Raw genomic sequence first — 18,769 nt, 5'->3', positions numbered from 1 at the left:
CACAATGCGCGCATGAATTTGCAACGCAACTGTGCCGGCCCCAAGGCCGGCATGGCCTTTCTTTCGGCGCGCCTTCTCTCCCACCGTCCCTGGTCCAGCCTGCTGCAGGCTGCCTTGCTGGTGCTGCTGCTCGCGCCCCAGCCCCCGCTTCCCGCCCTGGCGCAGACCCGCAGCGCCGCGCCGCCGGCCCTCACCGCCAGCAGCGCCACCGGCGAAAAGCCCGAACTGCCCGGCGTGGATGCGCTGCGCGAGCGCTTCGATGCCATCCCCACCAAGCTCGGCGAGGACGACGACTACCGCCAATGGCTCAGCGACGTGGCCGCCATCGGCACGGCCGCGACCCAGGTGGCGGCACGCCGTGCCGAAGCGCTGGCCGATATCGACACCCGGCTGGCGGGCCTGGGCCCGGCCCCCGCCAAGGGGGCGCCGGCCGAAGCCGCCGACGTGGCGCAGCAGCGCGCGGCCCTGAGCAAGGAGCGCAGCGCCATCGACTCGGAGCTCAAGCTGGCCCGCCTGATCGCGGTGGACGCCGAGCAGCGCAGCACCGAGATCATCCGCCAGCGCCGCGAGCAGTTCCAGACCGCCCTCACCACCCGCATCGATTCACCGCTCACGGGCAGCTTCTGGCGCAATGTGCGCAACGCCTTCCCGAGCGACTGGATGCGGCTGCGCTCCCTGGGCAATGAGCTGCGGGCCGCCGCAGAACAGGCCTGGGAGCCGGCGCACCGCACGGGTTTCGCGGTCAGCCTGGCCGTGGCCCTGTTGCTGGCGACCGCCGGCCCCTGGCTGGGCGAACGGCTGCTGTTGCGCCTGGCGCCCGCGCGCCTGCCGCCCGGGCGTCTGCGGCGCTCGCTGCTGGCCTTTGCCGCGGTGCTGCTGCACACCCTGCTGTTGGCGCTGGCCGCACAGCTGGCCTGGAGCGGGCTCACGGTGGAGGGCGGCCTGGGCCCACGCCTGCAGGCGTTCGAACGCGCCACCCTGCAGCTGGTGGTGTTCGCCGCCTTCATGATCGCGCTGGGCCACGCACTGCTCTCGCGCAAGCGCAGTTCCTGGCGCCTGGCGGCCCTGTCGGACGAGCTGGCCACGCGCCTGGCGCCCTACCCCTGGTGGCTGGCGCTCACGGCCCTGCTGGGCGGGCTGGTCATCGAGGTCAACCGTGTGGTCGGCGCCAGCCTGGCGGCCGAGGTGTCGGCCCACACCTTGTCGGCCTTGCTCATGGCCCTGGTCATCCTGTGCGCACTGCGCCACCTGCGCGCGCCCGCAGAGGCTGCGCCAGCACCCTCCGGGGAAGCACCGGCCAGCGAAGCCACCGCGCCGGCGCCACCGGCCCGCCCGATCTGGGTCGGCCTGCTGGTGGCGGCGGCGGCCGCCACGGCCTTTGCCATCCTGGTGCTGCTGGTGCTGGGCTTCGTGGCACTGGCCCACATGCTGGCGGGCCAGATGGTCTGGACCGGGGTGGTCTTTGCCACCACCTACCTGCTGTTCCAGTTGGTGGACGATGTGGCACAGGCCGTGCTGTCCTCGCGCGGCGGCTTCGGCCAGCGCCTGCACACGGGCCTGGGCATCGACGGCAAGCTGCTGGACCAGAGCGCCGTGGTGGCCTCGGGCGCACTGCGCCTGGTGCTGCTGTTCTACATGGTGATCGCCCTGCTGGCGCCGCTGGGCACGGCGCCGGACGAGGTGTTCCGCCGCGGCAGCAGCGTGAACCAGACCCTGCAGGTGGGCAGCGTCACGCTGGCGCCGCAGGCGCTGCTCACGGCGCTGGCGATTGCCTGCGCCGGCTTCGTGATGATCCGCATCCTGAAGCGCTGGCTCAGCGAGCAGTTCTTTCCCAACACCTCGCTGGAGCCGGGCATGCGCAGCTCCATCGTCACCCTGCTGGGCTACGTGGGCGGCGTGGCGGTGATCGCCATCGCGCTGGCGGGCCTGGGGATCAGCGTGGAGCGCATCGCCTGGGTGGCGAGCGCACTGTCGGTGGGCATCGGCTTCGGGCTGCAGGCCATCGTGCAGAACTTCATCTCGGGCCTGATCCTGCTGGCCGAGCGGCCGGTGCGCGTGGGCGACTGGGTGGTGCTGGGCGAAACCGAGGGCGACGTGCGCCGCGTGAACGTGCGCGCCACCGAGATCCAGCTCGGCGACCGCTCCACCGTGATCGTGCCCAACTCGGAGTTCATCACCAAGACCGTGCGCAACATGACGCTTACCGGCGCCCCCGGCCGCGTGCTGCTGCGCCTGCCCGCGCCGCTGGACACCGACGCCCAGCGCATGCGCACGCTCATCCTGGAGGCCTTCACCGCGCACGAGGGCATCATGGCCGACCCCGAGCCCGTCGTGCAGTTGGAAGGCATCCTGAACGGCACGCTGACCTTCCTGGCGATCGGCTATGTGAGCAACCCGCGCAATGCAGGCGGGGTGCGCAGCGACCTGCTGTTTGCCATTCTGGACAAGCTGCGCGATGCGGGGCTGGCCCTGTCACCACCGGCCACCACGGCCGTGGCGCACAGTGCGCGCGCCCAAGGGGGCGATACACCGCTGGCGCCGGTCACACCAGTTGCCCCGGGCTGAGTTCAGGCCTTCCAGCCCTTGCCCAGCCACCACTGGCAGGTGGCGCAGGCCACCACCAGGGCGGCATAGGTGGCCATCTTGCCGTCCCGGCCCAGCAGCACCAGGCCGGCCAGCAGCACGGCGCAGCCTACGGCCAACTGGATGGCAAACTGCTTCCATGCGGCATGGGATGCGCCCGACTTCCAGCGCAAAACGCGGCTGCCCAGCGCCATCAGCACAGCCATGGCAAAGGCCGGGGCGAAGAAATTGAGCAGGTGGTTGAGCGTGTCCAGCGGACCCATAGGAATTGACCCAGATCAAGGCTATCCCAGCCAGTTGTACCGGGATGTTCCAACAATTTTATAATTGGGGCATGGCAGTCTGGGCCCTCGGCATCAACCACACCACCGCGCCCCTCGATCTGCGCGGCCGGTTCGCGTTCGCGCTCGACCAGATTGCCCCCACGCTGCAGGGCCTGCGCCAGTCGCTGGGCCAGCAAAGCCGCCACCCCAGCGTGGAGACCGCCATCATCTCCACCTGCAACCGCACCGAAATCTACTGCGCGGGCGAGCAGGCTGCCATGGACCACACACTGGGCTGGCTGGCCCAGAGCGGCGGCGTGAGCCCGGCGCTGCTGCGCTCGCATTCCTACACCCTCGAAGACAGCCTGGTGGCCCGCCATGCCTTCCGCGTGGCCAGCGGGCTCGATTCCATGGTGCTGGGCGAAGCCCAGATCCTGGGCCAGATGAAGGATGCCGTGCGCGCTGCCGAAACGGCTGGTGCCCTGGGTACCACCCTGAACCAGCTGTTCCAGCGCAGCTTTGCCGTGGCCAAGGAGGTACGCACCTCCACCGAGATCGGGGCGCACAGCATCAGCATGGCGGCCGCAGCCGTGCGCCTGGCCAGCCAGTTGTTCGAAGACCTGTCCAAGATCCGTGTGCTCTTCGTGGGCGCGGGCGAGATGATCGAGCTGGCTGCCACGCACTTCGCGGCCCGCAACCCCAAGTCCATCGCCATCGCCAACCGCACCCTGGAGCGCGGCGAGAAGCTCGCCACGCGCTTCGGCGGCGAGGTGATGCGCCTGGCCGACCTGCCCGAGCGCCTGCATGAGTTCGACGCCGTGATCAGCTGCACGGCCAGCAGCCTGCCCATCATCGGCCTGGGCGCCGTGGAGCGCGCGCTCAAGAAGCGCCGCCACCGCCCCATGTTCATGGTGGACCTGGCCGTGCCACGCGACATCGAGCCCGAGGTCAAGGCCCTGGGCGACGTCTACCTGTACACCGTGGACGACCTGGCCAGCGTGGTGCAGACCGCCCAGGCCAACCGCCAGGCCGCCGTGGCACAGGCCGAGGCCATCATCGACGCGGGCGTGCAGAGCTTCATGCATTGGATGGACCAGCGTCACCCCGAGGGCGGCGTGGTGCCCCTGATCCAGCAGCTCAACGCCCAGACCGACAGCTGGCGCGCCGCCGAGATCGCGCGCGCCAAGAAGCTGCTGGCCCGGGGCGAAGACCTCGACGCCGTACTCGAAGCCCTGTCGCGCGGCATCACGCAGAAAATGCTGCACGGCACCATGGCCGAGCTGCACGCCGGTGACGCCGAGATGCGCGCCCAGACGGCACAGACCGTCTCGCGCCTGTTCCTGCGCTCGCAAAGCAAGAACAGCGGCCTGTAGCGGCGATCGCCGCCCCGCCAGGCCCGCTGCCCGCCCGAGGACAGCGCCCGCTGCGACCGTGCAGCCCTCTCCCTCTCTTTCACCGCATGAAGACCTTTCTCCGAAACCAGCTGGAGCGCTATGCCCAGCGCCTGGGCGAACTCGATTTCCTGCTCTCGCGCGAGGACATCATGGGCGACATGGCGCAGTACCGCCTGATCTCGCGCGAACATGCCGAGGTGACCCAGGTGGCGGGACGCTATGCCCGCTACCAGCAGCGCAAAGCCGACCTGGCCGGCGCCCGCGAGATGCTGGCCGACCCCGACATGGCCGAGATGGCGCAGGAGGAGATCACCAGCGCCGAGGCCGAGCTCGTGGCGCTGGAAGACGAACTGCAGCGCCTGCTGCTGCCCAAGGACCCGGACGATGCGCGCAATGCCTTTCTGGAAATCCGCGCCGGTACCGGGGGCGACGAGTCGGCCCTGTTCGCGGGCGACCTCACGCGCATGTACTCGCGCTACGCAGCCAACGTCGGATGGAAGGTCGAGGTGGTGAGCGAGAACGCGGCCGAACTCGGGGGCTACAAGGAAATCGTGCTGCGCATCGAGGGTGACAACGTGTATGGCGCCCTCAAGTTCGAGTCGGGCGGCCACCGCGTGCAGCGCGTGCCCGCCACCGAGACGCAGGGCCGCATCCACACCAGCGCATGCACGGTGGCCGTGATGCCCGAGCCCGACGAGACCGAGGCCATCAAGCTCAACCCGGCAGACCTGCGCATCGACACCTTCCGCGCCAGCGGCGCGGGCGGCCAGCACATCAACAAGACCGACTCGGCCGTGCGCGTGGTGCACTTGCCCACGGGCATCGTGGCCGAATGCCAGGACGGCCGCAGCCAGCACAGCAACAAGGCCAAGGCCCTGCAGGTGCTGCAGGCGCGCATCCAGGAAAAGGAGCGCAGCGAGCGCGCCGCCAAGGAGGCCGCATTGCGCAAGGGCTTGATCGGCAGCGGCGACCGCAGCGACCGCATCCGCACCTACAACTTCCCGCAGGGGCGGCTCACGGACCACCGCATCAACCTCACGCTGTACAAGCTGCTCCAGGTGATGGAAGGGGACTTGGCCGACGTGCTGCAGGCCATGGCCCATGCACGCGAGGCCGAACAGCTTGCGGAACTGGAGACCAGCGCGGCGGTCTGACCCCGTGCAGCGCCCCACCCCATCCATGGACGACACCACCGCCAACCCACCCGCCACCGTGGCCGATGCCTTGGGCCAGGCCCGCACGCTGGGCCTGGCGCGCATCGACGCGCAACTGCTGCTGCTGCATGCCGTTGGCCGAGCCTCCACCGACCGCGCATGGCTGCTGGCGCATGACACGGATGCACTGCCCACCGAAGCCGCAGACCGCTTTGAAGCCCTGTGCCTGCGCCGCGCGGCAGGCGAGCCGGTGGCCTACCTCACGGGCACCAAGGAGTTCTATGGCCTGCCCCTGTCGGTGGACGCGCGCGTGCTCGACCCGCGCCCCGATACCGAGACCCTGGTGGACTGGGCGCTGGTCCTCCTGGCCTCCCTGCCCGCCCCCCGGGTGGTAGACCTTGGAACGGGCAGCGGCGCCATCGCACTGGCCCTGCAGCACCAATGCCCCGCCGCCCAGGTGCTGGCCGTGGATGCCAGCGCCGATGCCCTGGCTGTGGCGCGCGCCAACGCCGAACGCCTGGCCCTGCCGGTGCGGTTTGCACAGGCCAACTGGCTGAGTGGCGTGGATGGGCATTTCGATGCCATCGTCACCAACCCCCCGTACATCCCCGCGGCCGATCCGCACCTGGCGGCACTCATCCACGAACCGCTCTCGGCCCTGGCCAGTGGCGCTGACGGGCTGGACGACATACGCACCATCGTGGTGCAATCGCCGGACCACCTGCTGCCTGGCGGCTGGCTGCTGCTGGAGCACGGCCACGACCAGGCCGATGCCGTGTGCGCGCTGCTGCGCGAGCGGGGTTTCGACCAGGTGCAAAGCCGCATGGACCTGGCAGGCATCGCACGCTGCTCGGGCGGACAATGGCCGACAGTGAAATAATCGCGCTATTGCAGGCTGGCAAGGCCTGCCAGCCTTTTCAAGGAGTATTCCCATGAGCGACACCCAACAACGCATCGACGCCCTCGTGAAATCCAGCGACATCCTGCTGTTCATGAAGGGCAGCGCGAGCTTCCCCATGTGCGGTTTCTCGGGCCGCGCGATCCAGATCCTCAAGGCCAGCGGCGTGGACCCCAAGTCCGTGGTCACGGTGAACGTGCTCGAAGACGACGAGATCCGCCAGGGCATCAAGGAGTACAGCCAGTGGCCCACCATTCCGCAGCTGTATGTGAAGGGCGAGTTCATCGGCGGCTCGGACATCATGATGGAGATGTACGAATCGGGTGAACTCAAGCAGGTGCTCGGCACCGGCGAGTAAGCGATTCTTCGCTCTGCACCAGGCCGCCTTCGGGCGGCTTTTGCTTTCTGGCAACACGGCAGGTTGTCAGGGCTTGTCCTGCGTTAGGACGGGCATGTTGTGTGCTTGAATGGTTGCGTGATGTGACGCTTTTGCAACTCACCAGGAGCACGCGATGACCGGCCATAGCCTTGTTCCCCAAGCCCCTGCCCTGCGCCTGCCGGTGGCCCAGATGCGCAATGTGTTCCACCCCGGCGATGTGGAGCGCAAGCTCGCACGGCTGCAGGAGTCGGGAAACCAGCGCGAGTACGAAACCCTGCGCACCGTCTACGAGCGCATGCTCGAACGCGGGCCGGAGCGCTTCCAGGTCAAGCCTTCGGGTGTGCCCGACATGGCCAGCCTCTACGAACAGTTGCCCAACTTCACCGACGTTCTGGACGACGTGAAGCGCCATGTGGCCCTGGCGCAGGACAGCGCCGACGGACTGGAGGTGACCCCCATGCTGCTGCTGGGGCCGCCAGGCATTGGCAAGACGCACTTTGCCCGCCAGTTGGCCGACCTGCTGGGCACGGGCATGAACCTCTTGCCCATGAGTTCCATGACGGCGGGCTGGTTGTTGTCGGGCTCGTCTGCACAGTGGAAGGGCGCACGGCCGGGCAAGGTGTTCGAGGCGCTGGTGGAAGGCGAATATGCCAACCCGGTGATCGTGGTGGACGAGATCGACAAGGCTGCGTCAGATGCCCAGTACGACCCGCTGGGCGCGCTGTACAGCCTGCTCGAGCACGACACGGCGCAAAGCTTCACCGATGAGTTCGCCGAGGTGGCCATCGACGCGAGCCAGGTCATCTGGATCACCACGGCCAACGACAGCCGGGGCATCCCCGATCCCATCCTGAACCGCATGAATGTGTTCGAAGTGGAGGCCCCCACGCTGGCCCAGGCGCGCACCATTGCGCGCAACCTGTACCAGGGCATCCGCACCGGCCATGACTGGGGCCGCCTGCTCGACCCCGAGCCCCAGGGCGATGTGCTGGACCTGCTGGCGACCATGCCGCCGCGCGAGATGCGCCGCGCGCTGATGACGGGCTTCGGCAACGCCCGACTCGATCGGCGCTCCACGGTGGAGGTGGCCGACCTGCCCAAGGCGGCCACAGGGCGCGGTCGTATCGGCTTCGTGCAGTAGGGACCGCCACGCCCGGAAACGGGCAGCTACACTTGGACAGCCCCGCCCCTGACGGCGGGCCTGCCACCCATGAGCCTGTCCCAAAGCCTGTTCGTCATCGGTCTGCTGATCGCAGCCAGCGCCTTCTTCTCCATGGCCGAGATCTCGCTGGCCGCTGCGCGCCGCCTGCGGCTGCGCCAGATGGCCGACGAAGGCGATGCACGCGCGGACCGCGTGATGCGCATGCAGGAGCAGCCGGGCGACTACTTCACGGTGGTGCAGGTGGGGCAGAACGCCGTGGCCATCCTGGGCGGCATCGTGGGCGAAGGGGCACTGAGCCCGCACTTCAGCACCCTGTTCGGCTGGTGGCTGACCGAGGACAACGCACAGCGCGTGGGCTTTCTGGCCTCGTTCCTGGTGATCACCTCGCTGTTCATCCTGTTCGCCGACCTGTTTCCCAAGCGCCTGGGCATGGCCGAACCCGAGCGGCTGGTGGTGCGCCTGGCCAAGCCCATGGCTTGGTGCATGGCCCTGCTACGCCCCGTGGTGTGGTTCTACAGCCGGGGCGCGGATGCACTGTTCCGCGTGCTGGGCCTGTCGTCGCTGCGCGACGACCGCATCACCTCGGACGACATCCTCGCCATGATGGAGGCCGGTGCACGCGCGGGCGTGCTCGCGGCACGCGAGCAGCAGGTCATCACCAACGTGTTCGAGCTGGACACGCGCACGGTGTCCAGCGCCATGTCGCCACGCGACCGGATCGCCTATTTCCTGCGCGACGAGCCCGATTCGGTGATCCGCCTGCGCATCGCCGCCGAGCCGTTTTCCACCTACCCGGTCTGCGAGGGCGACATCGACCATGTGGTGGGGTACGTGGACGCCAAGGACCTGTTCCAGCGCGTGCTCAACAACCAGCCGATCTCGCTGGCCGACGACAGCCTGGTGCGCAAGGTGCTGATCGTGCCGGACCGGCTCACGCTGTCGGAGGTGCTGGAGCAGTTCCGCCAGGTGCACGAGGACTTCGCGGTCATCGTCAACGAGTACAGCCTGGTGGTGGGCGTCGTCACCCTCAATGACGTGATGAGCACGGTGATGGGCGACCTGGTCTCGCCGCTGGACGAAGAGCAGATCGTGCGGCGCGACGAGAACTCGTGGCTGATCGATGGCGTGACCCCCATCAGCGATGTGCTGCGTGCGCTGTCGCTCGACGAGTTGCCCCATGGCGAGGAGTACGAAACCCTGGCAGGCTTTCTGATGGTGATGCTGCGCCGCGTCCCGCGCCGCACCGACAGCGTGAGCTGGGGTGGCTACAAGTTCGAGGTGCTCGATGTGGACAGCTACCGCATCGACCAGGTGATGGTGTCGCGGCTGTCGCAGTCTGTGGCGCCAGACAACACCAATACCCCAGGCACTATCGTCTAGGGTGGGCGCCGCCGGTCAGGCCCTGGCTAGCCCGTGGCGGGCCGGTCCACGTAGTTCCAGGCGCGCTGGGCGCCGAAGACCGCATCGGGGTACGGCGAACGCCCGCGGCTGCCGTTGTAGCGGCCGAGCGCCATGAACAGGTCGCCCCGCTCACGTTCGAGGTAGTGGCGCAGGATCACGCAGCCAAAGCGCAGATTGGTCTGCATGTGGAACAGCTTGCCGGCATCGCCATCGCCGATCACACGCGTCCAGAACGGCATGACCTGCATGTAGCCGCGCGCGCCCACGCTGGAGACGGCGAATTTGCGAAAGCCGCTTTCCACCTGGATCAGGCCGAGCACCAGGGAGACGTCGAGCCCCGCGCGCTTGGATTCGTACCAGACGGTCTGCAGGAAGTCGCGGCGCACCTGCCACTCGGGCTTGCGCCGGCGCAGCCGGTCGCTCATGGATGCGAGCCAGCGCACATAGTGCAGGCGCGTCTCGGTGGTGAAGAATTCGGGCTCGGGCGGTGCCTGGTTGGCGATGGCCGAGCTCAGCGCAGTGCGCACCGAGTCCATGAGCGGCTCTTCGAGCTGGCCGCCGGCATGGGCGAGCGCAGGCACAGCCAGCCAGGCCGAAGGGCCCGCCAGCGACGCCGTGGCCACCAGGCAGGAACGCCTGGACAGGCCCCCGCCCGCTTGCCCTGTGCTCACCCCCTCGCCGCTCATACCGCCATGCGGCCCTTCACATGGGCCTGGATCTCGGTGATCGCCACCTTGGTGGCGGCGCTGTCGCGGCGGTGCTGGTACTCGACATGGCCTTCCTTGAGGCCACGGTCGCCGATCACCACGCGGTGGGGCACGCCGATCAGTTCCCAGTCGGCAAACATCGCGCCGGGGCGCTCGCCACGGTCGTCGAGCAGCACGTCCACGCCGGCGGCGAGGAAGTCCGCGTAAAGCTTTTCGGCTGCGGCCTTCACCTCTTCGCTGCGGTCCATGCCGATGGGGCAGATCACCACGGTGAAGGGGGCAATGGCGTCGGGCCAGATGATGCCGCGCTCGTCGTGGTTCTGCTCGATGGCTGCGGCTGGCAGGCGCGTGATGCCGATACCGTAGCAACCCATTTCCAGGGGCTGGGGCTTGCCGTTCTCGTCCAGGAAGGTGGCATTCATGGCGCGGCTGTACTTGGTACCGAGGTAGAAGACATGGCCCACTTCGATACCGCGCTCGATCGCCAGTTCCCCCTTGCCATCGGGCGAGGCATCGCCCGCGACCACATTGCGCAGGTCGGCCACGGCATCGGGCTCGGGCAGGTCGCGGCCCCAGTTGACACCGGTGATGTGGAAATCGGCTTCGTTGGCACCGCAGATCCAGTCGGCCATGAGCGCCACTTCGCGGTCGGCCACGATCTTGAGCGGCTTTTTCAGGCCGATGGGCCCCAGATAGCCCGGCTTGCAGCCGAAGTGCTCTTCGATCTCCCCCAAGGTGGCGAAGCGGAAGCCCGCCAGACCCGGTACCTTGCCGACCTTGATCTCATTCATGTCATGGTCGCCACGCAGCAGCACCAGCCAGACCTGGGTCTTGACGGTCTCGCCCGCCTCGTTGGTCTCGTCGGTGGCCAGGACCAGCGACTTGACGGTGGTCTTCAGGGGCACGGACAGCAGTTCGGCCACATCGGCACAGGTGCTCTTGCCGGGCGTGGCCGTCTTGGTCAGCGCCTGCGTGGCAGCGCCGCGCGGGCCGGCAGGCGCCAGGGACTCGGCCTTTTCCATGTTGGCGGCGTAGTCGCTGCCGGGGCAGTAGACAATGGCGTCTTCGCCGGTGGCGGCGATCACCTGGAATTCCTCGCTCAGATCACCGCCGATGGCGCCGCTGTCGGCGGCCACGGCACGGTAGGTCAGGCCGAAGCGGTCGAAGATGCGGCGGTAGGCCTGGGCCATGACCTGGTAGCTCGCCTTGGCGGCGGTCTGGTCGCGGTCGAAGCTGTAGGCGTCCTTCATGGTGAACTCGCGGCCACGCATGAGGCCGAAGCGCGGGCGGCGCTCGTCGCGGAACTTGGTCTGGATCTGGTAGAAGTTTTTTGGCAACTGTTTGTAGCTGCGCAGCTCCTGGCGCGCGATGTCAGTGATCACTTCTTCGCTGGTTGGCTGAATCACGAAGTCCCGGCCGTGGCGATCCTGGATGCGCAGCAGTTCAGGGCCCATTTTTTCGAAGCGGCCGGTTTCCTGCCACAGCTCGGCCGGCTGGACCACAGGCATGGTGACTTCCACAGCACCTGCGCGGTTCATTTCCTCGCGCACGATGGCTTCCACCTTGCGCACCACACGCAGCCCCATGGGCATGTAGTTGTAGATACCTGCGCCCAGCTTCTTGATCAGACCGGCGCGCGTCATCAGCTGGTGGCTGACCACCTCGGCATCGGCAGGCGCTTCCTTGAGGGTGGAAATGAAGAATTGGGAGGCTTTCATGCTGGGGCGGAGGGCGTTCAGGTGCAGCCCACTTGCTGCGCTCTAAGCGCCGTGCATAATGGACACAGTTTAAAAATTTGGGGTTTGATTATGCTTGACCGGGACGGCTTTCGGCCGAACGTCGGCATCATCCTGCTCAACCAGAAGAACCAGGTGTTCTGGGGCAAACGCATCCGCACCCACAGCTGGCAGTTTCCACAGGGTGGCATCGACCGGGGAGAAACCCCGGAACAGGCCATGTTCAGGGAGCTGCACGAAGAAGTGGGCCTGCACCCCAACCACGTGCGCTTGGTGGCCCGTACCCGGGACTGGTTGCGCTATGAGGTGCCTGACCGGTACATCCGCCGCGATGCGCGCGGACATTACAAGGGCCAGAAACAAATCTGGTATCTGCTGCAGCTGCTGGGGCACGACTGGGATCTGAACCTGCGTGCCACCAACCACCCGGAGTTCGACGCCTGGCGCTGGAACGACTACTGGGTACCGCTGGATGTGGTCGTGGAATTCAAACGTGGTGTCTATGAAATGGCACTCACGGAGCTGGCGCGCTTCCTGCCCCGCAACGAGCAGCGCAACCGCTACCTGCGCAGCGGCATGCGCACGCGCGATGGGGAGCATGCGGGCAGCGCCATGTTCCGCACGGGTTCGCTGCTGGTGAATCCCGGCATGGAGTTGCCGCCGGGCGCAAGCTTCGACCCCGACCCGCAGGGCAGCCGGCCCATGGGATTGGAGGGCTTGCCGGCCCCCTCCCCTCTGGACGCCAGCAGCACGAACGACGGCCCGCCACCGGCCAAGTAGTCCCGGCCGGGCTGGCGCCCGGGGCAGGTGCTTGCCGCAGCCAGGTGCTGCCCCGGCAAGATCCCTCATCACGCCGTGGTGAGCACCATGTTGTCGCGGTGCACCATCTCGGCTTCGGCCACATAGCCCAGCAGCCGCTCGAATTCCGAGGAAGACTTGCGGCACAGCAGGCGCGCCTCGGCACTTGCATAATTGGCCAGACCCCGGGCGATCTCCACCCCGGCCAGGTCACGCACGGCGATCACGTCGCCGCGCGAGAAATCCCCCTCAACGGCCGTCATGCCAATCGGCAGCAGGCTCTTGCCTTCATCGCGCACCTTGGCCGCGGCGCCGGCATCGACCAGCACCGCACCGCGCAGTTGCAGGTGGTCGGCCATCCACTGTTTGCGGGCCTGTTTCTTCTGCGTTTGCGCCACCAGCAGGGTTCCCAAGGCCTCTCCGTTCACCAGGCGCACCAGCACGTCCTGCTCGCGCCCCCAGGCAATGACGGTGGAGGCGCCCGAGCCCGCTGCACGCTTGGCCGCCAGGATCTTGGTGATCATGCCGCCCTTGCCGATGCTGGAGCCGGCGCCGCCGGCCATGGCCTCCAATGCGAGGTCGCCCGCCTGGGCCTCGTGCACGAACTGCGCGGCCGGGTCGCGGCGCGGGTCGGCGGTGTACAGGCCCTTCTGGTCGGTGAGGATGACCAGGGCATCGGCCTCGACCAGGTTGGCCACCAGCGCGCCCAAAGTGTCGTTGTCGCCGAACTTGATTTCGTCGTTGACCACCGTGTCGTTCTCGTTGATCACGGGCACCACCCCCAGGCGCAGCAGGGTGAGCAGGGTGGAGCGCGCATTCAGGTAGCGCTCCCGGTCGGCGAGGTCGGCATGGGTGAGCAGCACCTGGGCGCTGCCCATGCCCTGCTCGCGCAGCTTGGTCTCGTACATCTGGGCCAGGCCCATCTGGCCAACGGCGGCGGCGGCCTGCAGTTCATGCACCTCATGGGGGCGGGAAGTCCAGCCCAGGCGCTTCATGCCCTCGGCAATGGCGCCGCTGGAGACCATGACCACCTCGCGCGGAGCGCCACCGCCCTCGCCGCGCACCAGCGCGGCCAGCTGCCGGCTCCATTCACCGATGGCCGCCTCGTCAAGGCCCCGGCCTTCGTTGGTGACCAGGCTGGAGCCTACCTTGACGACGATTCGGCGGGCATCCCGCAGCACACTGGAAACCATTTTTGCTTCTATTGCCTCTGTCGCTGGGTTGCCTTGGCGGCCACCGCATTGTGTTCTGTATGGTCGCCCCAGGGAAAACCGGGGCTTGCACATCCCGCCAGGTCAGGCCGGAGCATCCCCGGCAAAGCGCGGGTCGATCTCCTCGGGCACATTCTCCAGGCGCTGCTCGGCCTGCACATGGCGGAAGATGGCGTGGATCAGCGGCTCGCAGCCTTCGCGCGTCAGGGCGGAGATCTCGAACACCGGCCCCTTCCACTTGAAGCGCTTGACGAAATCCTTGACGCGCTTGTCGCGTTCGTCTTCGGGCACCATGTCGAGCTTGTTGAGCACCAGCCAACGCGGTTTGTCATGCAGCGACTGGTCGTATTTCTTGAGCTCACCCACAATGGCCTTGGCCTGGGCGACAGGATCGACCGTGTCGTCAAAGGGCGCCAGGTCCACGATGTGCAAGAGCAGGCGCGTACGCTGCAGATGGCGCAGAAACTGGTGGCCCAGGCCCGCACCTTCGGAGGCACCCTCGATCAGGCCCGGAATGTCGGCGATCACAAAGCTCTGCTCCGGCCCCACGCGCACCACGCCCAGGTTGGGGTGCAGGGTCGTGAAGGGGTAGTCTGCGATCTTGGGCCGTGCGTTGGACACGGCCGTGATGAAGGTGGACTTGCCCGCATTGGGCATGCCCAGCAGGCCGACGTCGGCCAGCACCTTGAGTTCGAGCTTGAGATTCTTCCTCTCGCCGGGCCAGCCGGGGGTCTTCTGGCGCGGGGCGCGGTTGATGGCACTCTTGAAGCGCAGGTTGCCAAAGCCGCCGTCGCCGCCCTTGGCGATGGTCAGAACCTCGCCAGGGTTGAGCAATTCATAGAGCACCTCGCCGGTCTCTGCATCCGTGATGATGGTACCCACGGGCATCTTGAGCGTGATGTCGGAACCTGCGGCACCGAACATGTCGGAACCCATGCCGTGCTCGCCCCGCTTGGCTTCGTGCCGGCGCGAGTAGCGGTAGTCCACAAGGGTGTTGAGGCTTGGGTCCGCCACGGCGAACACATGCCCACCCCGGCCACCGTCCCCCCCATTGGGGCCGCCGAACTCCTTGTACTTCTCGTGCCGAAACGACACGCAGCCATTGCCGCCATCACCGGCAGCAATGTCAATATAGGCTTCATCGACGAACTTCATGGGTATCCAGTTTACAAAAGAGCGCTGCGCAAGAAAATCACCGGTGAAGGAGCAGCAGGGCTTTGCTCTTTTCGAGGGGTGTGCAAGACACCAGGGGGACGGGCATGCAGGCGATGCCAGGCGTCCAAACAACAAAGCCCCGACCAGGCGGGGCTTCGTTTGCTGCCGAAGGAAAGATCCCTCAGGCGGCCGTCACATTGACTGTCTGCTTGGACAGGGCACCCTTGGTGCCGAACGACACGTGGCCGTCCACCAGTGCAAACAGGGTGTGGTCCTTGCCCACGCCCACGTTGGTACCGGGGTGGAAACGGGTACCGCGCTGGCGCACGATGATGGAGCCCGCACTGATCAGTTCACCACCGAACGCCTTGACACCCAGCATCTTTGGCTTGGAGTCACGTCCGTTTCGCGTAGAGCCGCCGCCTTTTTTCTGTGCCATGACATCAGCTCCCGATTAAGCAGCGATCACACCGATTTGCAGTTCGGTGAACTGCTGGCGATGACCTTGGCGTTTCTGATAGTGCTTGCGACGGCGCATCTTGAAGATGTGCACTTTGTCGTGCTTGCCGTGTGCCACGACAGTGGCTTTGACCGTTGCACCGGACACCAGGGGCGTGCCTACCTTCAGTTCAGCGCCGTTGCCGACAGCCAGAACCTGGTCGATCACAATTTCCTGGCCTACGTCCGCAGCAATCTGTTCTACTTTGATTTTTTCGCCGGAAGCAACGCGATACTGCTTGCCGCCGGTTTTTATGACCGCGTACATGTTGACCTCTTGATATGAGTTCTGCAGACGGATTTCCGCAGAGCCCTCGATTTTAGCACAGGCAGCAGATCGTGGCAAGCCAGCGACATCCGCCGCAAACGTGGGGCACCGCCACGGCAGGAAGGCCATGGCCGTTCCTATAATCCGCTGCACTTCGAGCGCTCCTATCTTGACTGACCACTCCCAACCAGCCGCCACGCCCGCACTCACGCTCATCGCCGCCGACATGCACGAGGTGGATCGGGTGATTGCCGCACGCCTGACCTCCTCTGTCCCGCTGGTCGGGCAGATTTCGCAGTACATCATTGCTGCAGGCGGCAAGCGGCTGCGGCCAGCGCTGCTGCTGCTCATCTGCGGCGCCCTGGGCTACCGCGGCGCCCACCGCTTCGGCCTGGCTGCCGTGGTCGAGCTGATCCACACCGCCACGCTGCTCCACGATGACGTGGTCGATGCATCCACCCTGCGCCGTGGTCGCGCGACGGCCAACGAGACCTTCGGCAACCCGGCCAGCGTGCTGGTGGGCGATTTCCTGCATACGCGCTCCTTCCAGATGATGGTCGAGACCGGCAGCATGCGGGTCATGGAAATCCTCTCGGAAGCCACCAACGTGATTGCTGAGGGCGAGGTGCAGCAGCTGATGAACATGCACGACGCCTCACTGGACGAGGAGGGATATCTACGGGTGATCCGCTCCAAGACGGCCAAGCTCTTTGAGGCCAGCGCGCGCCTGGGCGCCGTCCTTGCAGGCAGCCCCCCCGAACTCGAAGACGCCTGCGCCTCCTATGGCCAGGCCCTGGGCACGGCATTCCAGATCATCGACGACGTGCTCGACTACGACGGCGACGCCAGCGAGATGGGCAAGAACCTGGGAGATGACCTGCGCGAAGGCAAATCCACCCTGCCGCTGATTGCAGCCATGCAACGCGGCACGGCGGCCCAGGCCGCGATCATCCGGGAGGCCATCGAGCAAGGCTCCACCGAGCAACTCCCCGCCATCATTGCCATTGTCCGCGAAACCGGCGCACTGGAAGTCACCCGGGCCGCAGCGACTGCAGAGGCCCGCAGAGCCATTGCCGCTCTGCAGGCCCTGCCGGGCAACGATTACACCGCCGGTTTGCTACACTTGGCGTCTCAATTGCTGGACCGTCGCGCATAGGCCGTGCCCTCATGCGACCCACAGGTCCTGGCGCCCCACGGGCGCCATACGGGGTGTAGCTTAGCCTGGTAGAGCGCTACGTTCGGGACGTAGAGGCCGGAGGTTCGAATCCTCTCACCCCGACCACCGTCCTACGGAGGGTGTCGCATGGCAAATTCATTTTGAACTGTGGTTCAGGCGCCAATATGCAAAGCTGTACAGGTCTTTGCCAATAGGCGATGATAGGATGGCCTGCTGTTCAATTCCTAACACATTACCGGTTACATGGCTGCTGTAGATACTGCTCAGAAAGAAACACCTGCAATAGCCCTTCCGGGCTTGGGCCGGGCGTTGATGTCTGCGGGAAAGCTGACCCAGAAGGCAGCCGAGGATATTTACAAAAAGTCACAAACCAGCCGCACCAGCTTTATAGCCGAGTTAACCGGTTCGGGGGTTGTCTCTGCCGGCGACCTGGCCCATACGGTATCGGCCGTCTTTGGCGCCCCTTTGCTGGACCTGGAGGCCATTGACCCCCTGCGGCTGCCCAAGGATCTGCTGGATGCGAAGATCTGCCAAGCCTACCGGGTGGTGGTGCTGAGCAAACGCAACAACCGCTTGATCGTCGCCACGGCAGACCCGACCGACCAGGAGGCCGCCGAGAAAATCAAGTTCACCACCCAGATGGGCGTGGATTGGATTATCGCTGAATATGACAAACTGAACCGACTGGTTGAAAGCACCACGAAATCGACGTCCGAGTCGATGGAGGCCATGACCAGCGGCGGGGATTTCGAGTTCGACGATATTCCTGTTGAAGAAGAACCCGACGCCGCTGATGCTGGCGCGGCGTCGGACGTGGAAGACGCGCCTGTCGTCAAGTTCCTGCACAAGATGCTGCTTGATGCCTTCAATATGCGAGCGTCCGACCTGCATTTCGAGCCCTATGAGCATCAGTACCGCGTGCGCTTCCGCATCGACGGAGAACTCCGGGAAATCACCTCGCCGCCGATTGCCATCAAGGACAAGCTGGCTTCGCGCATCAAGGTGATTTCGCGCATGGATATTTCCGAAAAGCGGGTGCCGCAGGACGGGAAGATGAAATTGAAAATCGGCCCCGATCGGGTCATCGATTTTCGGGTGAGCACCCTGCCCACGCTGTTTGGCGAAAAGATCGTGATCCGTATCCTGGATCCGTCCAGCGCCAAGCTGGGTATCGATGCACTGGGCTACGAACCCGAGGAAAAGGCCCGCCTGCTAGACGCTATCAGCCGCCCCTACGGCATGATTCTGGTGACCGGCCCCACGGGCTCGGGCAAGACGGTGTCTTTGTACACCTGCCTGAACCTGCTCAACAAGCCAGGGGTGAACATCGCCACGGCAGAAGATCCGTCGGAAATCAACCTGCCCGGCGTGAACCAGGTCAACGTCAATGACAAGGCCGGCCTGACCTTTGCCGTCGCACTCAAGTCCTTTCTGCGCCAGGATCCCGACATCATCATGGTGGGGGAAATCCGCGACCTGGAAACAGCCGATATCTCGATCAAGGCAGCCCAGACGGGCCACTTGGTGCTGTCTACGCTGCACACCAACGATGCGCCAACGACGCTCACGCGCATGCGCAACATGGGCATCGCGCCGTTCAATATCGCTTCCAGCGTCATCCTGATCACGGCGCAACGTCTGGCCCGGCGCCTGTGCCCCAACTGCAAGGCGCCCGCAGACATTCCGCACGAAGCCCTGGTGGATGCGGGCTACTCCGACGAGGAGCTCGATGGCTCATGGGTGCCTTATCGCCCCGTGGGGTGCTCCGCCTGCAACAATGGATACAAGGGCCGGGTCGGCATCTACCAGGTCATGCCGATCACAGAAGAAATCCAGCGCATCATTCTGCGCGATGGCAGCGCTCTGGAGATCGCGGAGCAGGCCCGAAGTGAAGGCGTGCGCTCCCTGCGCGAGGCAGCACTGCACAAGGCCAAGCTGGGTCTGACCTCTCTCGAAGAGGTGCTGGCCGTGACCAACGAATAAAC

17 protein-coding genes and 1 tRNA gene are annotated in these 18,769 nt (G+C 66.1%); 11 read left to right on the top strand and 7 right to left on the bottom strand.

The window, feature by feature from the left end; all coding sequences use genetic code 11:
* The first annotated feature begins 51 nt into the window (after window positions 1-51).
* Window positions 52-2,565, top strand: a complete 2,514-nt coding sequence (locus HNP48_RS19015; protein WP_184860019.1) for a DUF3772 domain-containing protein — start codon at window positions 52-54, stop codon at window positions 2,563-2,565.
* Window positions 2,566-2,567: 2 nt separating this feature from the next.
* On the opposite strand, the gene HNP48_RS19010 is transcribed toward HNP48_RS19015, so the two are convergent.
* Window positions 2,568-2,846, bottom strand: a complete 279-nt coding sequence (locus tag HNP48_RS19010; RefSeq protein ID WP_184859856.1) for a hypothetical protein — start codon at window positions 2,844-2,846, stop codon at window positions 2,568-2,570.
* 71 nt (window positions 2,847-2,917) lie between these two features.
* Between HNP48_RS19010 and hemA the strand changes: the two genes are divergently transcribed.
* The 6 genes from hemA (at window position 2,918) to HNP48_RS18980 (ending at window position 9,213) form a co-directional block, all read left to right on the top strand.
* A complete protein-coding gene (hemA, locus tag HNP48_RS19005) occupies window positions 2,918-4,219 on the top strand; it encodes a glutamyl-tRNA reductase (RefSeq protein ID WP_184859854.1) in 1,302 nt (433 codons plus the stop codon).
* An 86-nt stretch (window positions 4,220-4,305) separates the two neighbouring features.
* Window positions 4,306-5,394 carry a peptide chain release factor 1 gene (gene prfA, locus HNP48_RS19000; protein ID WP_184859852.1) on the top strand — a complete coding sequence of 363 codons (1,089 nt, stop codon included), beginning with the start codon at window positions 4,306-4,308 and terminating at the stop codon, window positions 5,392-5,394.
* Between the two features lie 25 nt (window positions 5,395-5,419).
* Window positions 5,420-6,274 carry a peptide chain release factor N(5)-glutamine methyltransferase gene (gene prmC / locus HNP48_RS18995; protein ID WP_184859850.1) on the top strand — a complete coding sequence of 285 codons (855 nt, stop codon included), beginning with the start codon at window positions 5,420-5,422 and terminating at the stop codon, window positions 6,272-6,274.
* A gap of 52 nt (window positions 6,275-6,326) precedes the next feature.
* Window positions 6,327-6,650 (top strand): Grx4 family monothiol glutaredoxin, encoded by a 324-nt coding sequence (gene grxD, locus HNP48_RS18990; protein WP_184859848.1) that lies wholly within the window; start codon window positions 6,327-6,329, stop codon window positions 6,648-6,650.
* Between the two features lie 154 nt (window positions 6,651-6,804).
* Window positions 6,805-7,812: an AAA family ATPase gene (locus HNP48_RS18985; RefSeq protein WP_184859846.1), complete on the top strand. Its 1,008-nt coding sequence runs from the start codon at window positions 6,805-6,807 to the stop codon at window positions 7,810-7,812.
* 69 nt (window positions 7,813-7,881) lie between these two features.
* Window positions 7,882-9,213 carry a hemolysin family protein gene (locus tag HNP48_RS18980; RefSeq protein WP_184859844.1) on the top strand — a complete coding sequence of 444 codons (1,332 nt, stop codon included), beginning with the start codon at window positions 7,882-7,884 and terminating at the stop codon, window positions 9,211-9,213.
* A 26-nt stretch (window positions 9,214-9,239) separates the two neighbouring features.
* Here the strand turns inward: HNP48_RS18980 and HNP48_RS18975 are convergent, their stop codons facing one another.
* Together HNP48_RS18975 and HNP48_RS18970 are read right to left on the bottom strand one after the other, a co-directional pair.
* On the bottom strand, window positions 9,240-9,920 hold the full coding sequence (locus HNP48_RS18975; RefSeq protein ID WP_184859842.1) for a lytic transglycosylase domain-containing protein: 681 nt from the start codon (window positions 9,918-9,920) through the stop codon (window positions 9,240-9,242).
* Window positions 9,917-11,659 carry a proline--tRNA ligase gene (locus tag HNP48_RS18970; protein ID WP_184859840.1) on the bottom strand — a complete coding sequence of 581 codons (1,743 nt, stop codon included), beginning with the start codon at window positions 11,657-11,659 and terminating at the stop codon, window positions 9,917-9,919. Before HNP48_RS18970 ends, HNP48_RS18975 begins: the two co-directional genes overlap by 4 nt.
* 90 nt (window positions 11,660-11,749) lie before the next feature.
* On the opposite strand from HNP48_RS18970, the gene HNP48_RS18965 reads away from it, so the two are divergent.
* A complete protein-coding gene (locus HNP48_RS18965) occupies window positions 11,750-12,457 on the top strand; it encodes an RNA pyrophosphohydrolase (RefSeq protein WP_184859838.1) in 708 nt (235 codons plus the stop codon).
* Between the two features lie 68 nt (window positions 12,458-12,525).
* Here the strand turns inward: HNP48_RS18965 and proB are convergent, their stop codons facing one another.
* The 4 genes from proB to rplU form a co-directional block, all read right to left on the bottom strand.
* A complete protein-coding gene (proB, locus tag HNP48_RS18960; RefSeq protein WP_184859836.1) occupies window positions 12,526-13,668 on the bottom strand; it encodes a glutamate 5-kinase in 1,143 nt (380 codons plus the stop codon).
* 102 nt (window positions 13,669-13,770) lie between these two features.
* Window positions 13,771-14,841: an Obg family GTPase CgtA gene (gene cgtA / locus HNP48_RS18955; RefSeq protein ID WP_184859834.1), complete on the bottom strand. Its 1,071-nt coding sequence runs from the start codon at window positions 14,839-14,841 to the stop codon at window positions 13,771-13,773.
* A 181-nt stretch (window positions 14,842-15,022) separates the two neighbouring features.
* Entirely contained in the window at window positions 15,023-15,280 is a 258-nt protein-coding gene (rpmA, locus tag HNP48_RS18950) for a 50S ribosomal protein L27 (RefSeq protein WP_184859832.1), read from the bottom strand.
* Between the two features lie 15 nt (window positions 15,281-15,295).
* Window positions 15,296-15,607, bottom strand: a complete 312-nt coding sequence (rplU, locus tag HNP48_RS18945; RefSeq protein WP_024814187.1) for a 50S ribosomal protein L21 — start codon at window positions 15,605-15,607, stop codon at window positions 15,296-15,298.
* 226 nt (window positions 15,608-15,833) lie between these two features.
* Between rplU and HNP48_RS18940 the strand changes: the two genes are divergently transcribed.
* The 3 genes from HNP48_RS18940 to pilB all read left to right on the top strand — a co-directional run bounded on the left by HNP48_RS18940 (window position 15,834) and on the right by pilB (window position 18,767).
* Window positions 15,834-16,763, top strand: coding sequence for a polyprenyl synthetase family protein (locus HNP48_RS18940; protein ID WP_260420295.1), 930 nt, complete (start codon window positions 15,834-15,836; stop codon window positions 16,761-16,763).
* Between the two features lie 49 nt (window positions 16,764-16,812).
* Window positions 16,813-16,889, top strand: a tRNA-Pro gene (locus HNP48_RS18935).
* A gap of 138 nt (window positions 16,890-17,027) precedes the next feature.
* On the top strand, window positions 17,028-18,767 hold the full coding sequence (pilB, locus tag HNP48_RS18930; protein WP_184859828.1) for a type IV-A pilus assembly ATPase PilB: 1,740 nt from the start codon (window positions 17,028-17,030) through the stop codon (window positions 18,765-18,767).
* The last annotated feature ends 2 nt before the right edge of the window (window positions 18,768-18,769 follow it).

This window comes from Acidovorax soli (assembly GCF_014207955.1).
In the GTDB taxonomy this organism is placed as follows: Bacteria; Pseudomonadota; Gammaproteobacteria; order Burkholderiales; family Burkholderiaceae_C; genus Acidovorax; species Acidovorax soli_A.
The sequence above is the reverse complement of the archived record's forward strand: the minus strand, read 5'-3'. Positions and strand labels throughout refer to the sequence as shown.

What these genes read in the sequence shown, in the direction of transcription:
- HNP48_RS19015 (WP_184860019.1), top strand. Translation starts at nt 52, where the DNA reads ATGGCCTTTCTTTCGGCGCGCCTTCTCTCCCACCGTCCCTGGTCCAGC.
- HNP48_RS19010 (WP_184859856.1), bottom strand. Translation starts at nt 2,846, where the DNA reads ATGGGTCCGCTGGACACGCTCAACCACCTGCTCAATTTCTTCGCCCCG.
- hemA (WP_184859854.1), top strand. Translation starts at nt 2,918, where the DNA reads ATGGCAGTCTGGGCCCTCGGCATCAACCACACCACCGCGCCCCTCGAT.
- prfA (WP_184859852.1), top strand. Translation starts at nt 4,306, where the DNA reads ATGAAGACCTTTCTCCGAAACCAGCTGGAGCGCTATGCCCAGCGCCTG.
- prmC (WP_184859850.1), top strand. Translation starts at nt 5,420, where the DNA reads ATGGACGACACCACCGCCAACCCACCCGCCACCGTGGCCGATGCCTTG.
- grxD (WP_184859848.1), top strand. Translation starts at nt 6,327, where the DNA reads ATGAGCGACACCCAACAACGCATCGACGCCCTCGTGAAATCCAGCGAC.
- HNP48_RS18985 (WP_184859846.1), top strand. Translation starts at nt 6,805, where the DNA reads ATGACCGGCCATAGCCTTGTTCCCCAAGCCCCTGCCCTGCGCCTGCCG.
- HNP48_RS18980 (WP_184859844.1), top strand. Translation starts at nt 7,882, where the DNA reads ATGAGCCTGTCCCAAAGCCTGTTCGTCATCGGTCTGCTGATCGCAGCC.
- HNP48_RS18975 (WP_184859842.1), bottom strand. Translation starts at nt 9,920, where the DNA reads ATGAGCGGCGAGGGGGTGAGCACAGGGCAAGCGGGCGGGGGCCTGTCC.
- HNP48_RS18970 (WP_184859840.1), bottom strand. Translation starts at nt 11,659, where the DNA reads ATGAAAGCCTCCCAATTCTTCATTTCCACCCTCAAGGAAGCGCCTGCC.
- HNP48_RS18965 (WP_184859838.1), top strand. Translation starts at nt 11,750, where the DNA reads ATGCTTGACCGGGACGGCTTTCGGCCGAACGTCGGCATCATCCTGCTC.
- proB (WP_184859836.1), bottom strand. Translation starts at nt 13,668, where the DNA reads ATGGTTTCCAGTGTGCTGCGGGATGCCCGCCGAATCGTCGTCAAGGTA.
- cgtA (WP_184859834.1), bottom strand. Translation starts at nt 14,841, where the DNA reads ATGAAGTTCGTCGATGAAGCCTATATTGACATTGCTGCCGGTGATGGC.
- rpmA (WP_184859832.1), bottom strand. Translation starts at nt 15,280, where the DNA reads ATGGCACAGAAAAAAGGCGGCGGCTCTACGCGAAACGGACGTGACTCC.
- rplU (WP_024814187.1), bottom strand. Translation starts at nt 15,607, where the DNA reads ATGTACGCGGTCATAAAAACCGGCGGCAAGCAGTATCGCGTTGCTTCC.
- HNP48_RS18940 (WP_260420295.1), top strand. Translation starts at nt 15,834, where the DNA reads ATGCACGAGGTGGATCGGGTGATTGCCGCACGCCTGACCTCCTCTGTC.
- pilB (WP_184859828.1), top strand. Translation starts at nt 17,028, where the DNA reads ATGGCTGCTGTAGATACTGCTCAGAAAGAAACACCTGCAATAGCCCTT.